This is a genomic window from Dietzia sp. B44 (assembly GCF_014145245.1).
GTDB classification, from domain to species: Bacteria; Actinomycetota; Actinomycetes; order Mycobacteriales; family Mycobacteriaceae; genus Dietzia; species Dietzia natronolimnaea.
In genome coordinates, this window is record NZ_JAALEF010000428.1 from 1 (window position 1) to 3,547 (window position 3,547).

A 3,547-nucleotide genomic window follows, 5' to 3' on the forward strand; every position below is an offset into this window, starting at 1 on the left:
GGCGGCGGCCGTGGCCGTGGTGGCCGGGGCCGCGGCCGTGGTAACGGGACCACCTCCACCGCCGAGTTCGGCGGCGTCAAGACCATGCAGGGCGGGGACATGACGGTCCGGCTGCCCAGCCCGCCCAAGCCGCGCAAGGGTGCGATGCGTCTGGTCGCGCTCGGCGGGATCACGGAGATCGGCCGCAACATGATGACCTTCGAGTACGACTCGAAGCTTCTGATCGTGGACTGCGGTGTCCTGTTCCCGAGTTCGACGGAGCCCGGAGTCGACCTGATCCTCCCGGACTTCGGTCACATCGAGGACCGACTCGACCAGGTCGAGGCGCTCGTTCTCACGCACGCCCACGAGGACCACATCGGTGCGATCCCGTTCCTTCTCAAACTGCGCCCGAACATCCCTGTCGTGGGATCCAGGTTCACCCTGGCCCTGGTGGCGGCCAAGTGCCGGGAGCACCGGATCAAGCCGGTCTTCCAGCAGGTCGACGAGTCGAGCGTGAGTTCGTTCGGCCCGTTCGAGGTCCGCTACTTCGACGTCAACCACTCGATCCCCGAGTGCCTGGGCGTTGTCGTCCGTGCGGGCGGCAACTCCGTGATGATGTCGGGCGACATCAAGCTCGACCAGCTTCCCACCGACAAGCGGCCCACCGACCTGGCCAAGATGGCGCGGTTCGGCGACGAGGGTATCGACCTGCTGCTGTTGGACTCCACCAACGCCACCACCCCGGGAGTCAGCCGCTCGGAGTCCGAGGTCGGCCCCGCTCTCCAGCGGCTCATCAGCGACGCCCGCAGACTCGTCGTGGTGGCCTGCTTCGCCTCCAACGTCTACCGCGTGCAGTCCGTCATCGCGGCCGCCGAGGCCTGCGGCCGGAAGGTCGCGCTCACCGGTCGGTCCATGATCCGGAACATGGAGATCGCGCTCGAACTGGGTCTGCTCACGGACCCGAAGGGCGTTCTGATCGACATGGACGCCGCGGCGAAGCTCCCCTCCGAGAAGGTCCTCGTGATGACCACCGGGACCCAGGGGGAGTCGATGGCCGGGTTGTCCCGGATGGCCCGCCGCGAGCACCGGCAGATCAACCTCTCCGAGGGCGACACCGTCCTGTTCTCCTCGTCGATCGTCCCGGGCAACGAGGAGCCGGTCTTCAGCGTGCAGAACAGTCTGTCCCAGATGGGCGTGAACGTGGTGACCAGCCGCGATGCCAACATCCACGTCTCCGGACACGGGGACGCGGGCGAGCTGCTCTTCGTCTACAACGCCGTTCGGCCGAAGAACGCCATGCCCGTCCACGGAGAGTGGCGGCACCTGCGGGCCAACCGGGCCCTGGCGGTCGCGACCGGCGTGCCGGCGGAGAACGTGGTGCTCGCACAGAACGGCGTCGTGGTGGACCTCGTCGACGGCAAGGCGACCACCGTCGGTCAGATCCCGGTCGGCCACCTGTACGTGGACGGTCTGTCCACCGGCGACGTCGGCGACACCGTGCTGGCGGACCGCACCGCGCTGTCCGAGGACGGCTTCATCGTCGCCACGGTGGTGGTGGACCCCCGCACCGGTCGACCGGTGAGCAAGCCCCAGATCATCGCCAAGGGATTCACCGACGAGCCGGGCGCGTTGGCGCCGGTCGTCGAGCTGGTCGAGAACGCACTGTGGGACCTGGCAGGGGAGGGTGAGACCGACCCCTACCGACTCGCGCAGGCGGTCCGCCGCACCGTGGGCACCTGGGTCTCCGACAAGTGGCGTCGCAAGCCCATGATCGTGCCCACCGTCATCACCTCCGTGGCAGCGCAGGACTGAGTCCGGTGAACCCCGACCGGCGGACACTGGCGCAGCGGGAGCGCAGCGCTCTCGTCGAGACGATGCGCGCCGCCGGGCCGGAGGCACCGACGCTGTGCGCCGGGTGGACGACCCGGGATCTCGCGGCGCACCTGGTCGTGCGGGAGGCACGCCCCGACGCCGCCGCGGGAATCGTCCTGCCGGCGCTCGCCTCGCGGATGGAGGAACTGCGCCTCCGTGAGGCCGAGCGTCCGTGGGACGAACTGCTCGAGAAGATCGCGGCGGGTGCGCCGTGGTACTCGCCGCTCCGCTACGCAGACCGGCTGGCCAACGCCGCGGAGTACCTCGTCCACCACGAGGACGTCCGCCGGGCCGGTGGCGAATGGACGACGCGGGAGTTCGACGTCGAGGACCTCGATCGCATCTGGGCGCTGGGCACCACGGTGGCCAGGACGTTCCTCCGTCGGGTGTCCGCCCGGGTCGACCTGCGCACCCCACCGGGGATCACGTTGACCAAGTCCGGTGCGGTGTCCACGGGCGCCGCGTTGGCCCCGATGGTCAGTGTGACGGCCGCCCCCGTCGAGTTGATCCTGTGGGCGTTCGGCAGGGACGCGGTGGACGTGGACATCTCCGGAGCCCATGGGGGCATCGACGCGGTCCGGGCGGTACCGAGGGGCTTCTGACCGACCCCGGCCCGTGTGGCTGCTGTTACCAATGGGGTCCGAGAAGATAGAGTGACCCCCATGGCACCCAGCTCGAACACGCGATCCACCCGTGCCCCCGGTGGACGACGCCCGGCCTCGAAGTCCGGCGCACAGCGATCCACCGCGTCCACCTCGTCGTCGTCACGGTCAGGCGGTTCCCGTCGCGGCGCCGTCGTCTCCACCCCGAAGTCGGGCACCCGCGGCGGTTCCCGCGCGGTCACCCCACCTCCGGAGCGGACGTCCGGTGCCTTCGGTGCCGTCGGGCGCGGTCTGCGTGGCGGGTGGTCGGGTGTGGCGAAGGGGGTCGGTCACGGGGTGCGCGGGCTGCGAGGCGGAACCGACGACGAGCGCGTGGCACCACCGCACCGTCGTGACGGGCTCGGGTTGATCCTCGTCGGCATCGCGATCGTCTTCGCGGGAGCGGTGTGGTTCGGTGCGGCGGGGCCGGTGGGGGAGTGGTTCGACACCGGGATCCGCACCGTGGTGGGGACGCCGGGTGCCCTCCTGCCGTTGCTGCTCGGGGTCTGGGGCGTCCTCGTGATGGCGCGGGAGCCACGACCCGACGTCCAGTCCAGGTGGGTGGTCGGGACCACCGTGACCTCACTGGGTGTGCTGGGTCTCTGGCATCTGGGATCAGGGTCGCCCTCGGACCCGGAGGGGGTCCGTGGGGGAGCCGGCGTCCTCGGGAGGATCGTCGGGGGCACGCTCGAGGCGGGTCTGTCCGTCTTCGTCGCCGTCCCGCTCCTCGTGTTGCTCGTGGCGTTCGGAGTGCTGGTGCTGGTGGGACGCCCGGCGAGGGAGATCCCCGGCATCGTGCGCGGATTCTTCGGCTGGGACGGGAGCGGGGACATGGTCGACCACGAGGACCCCGCAGCGGACTGGGACGACCCGGACGCCACCACCGCCTACCCGATCGCCGAGACCGGGACACCGGTCGACCGGGAGCGGACCGCACCGAGACGTCCGGCTCGCCGCCGGGTGGCCGCCTGGTCGGACACCCCGACCACCGGGGAGACGGTCGAGATGCCGGCGGCCGCAGGGGCGTCGGCGGACCCGGCCGACGGGCCGGA

3 protein-coding genes are annotated in these 3,547 nt (G+C 70.8%); all 3 read left to right on the forward strand.

What is annotated here, in order from left to right:
- Positions 1-1,794: ribonuclease J (locus G6017_RS13525; RefSeq protein WP_277817776.1), on the forward strand; the 1,794-nt coding region annotated here is incomplete at its 5' end.
- A gap of 5 nt (positions 1,795-1,799) precedes the next feature.
- Positions 1,800-2,456 (forward strand): TIGR03085 family metal-binding protein, encoded by a 657-nt coding sequence (locus G6017_RS13530; protein ID WP_182617816.1) that lies wholly within the window; start codon positions 1,800-1,802, stop codon positions 2,454-2,456.
- Positions 2,457-2,516: 60 nt separating this feature from the next.
- On the forward strand, positions 2,517-3,547 hold a 1,031-nt coding region (locus tag G6017_RS13535), incomplete at its 3' end, for a DNA translocase FtsK 4TM domain-containing protein (RefSeq protein ID WP_241731550.1).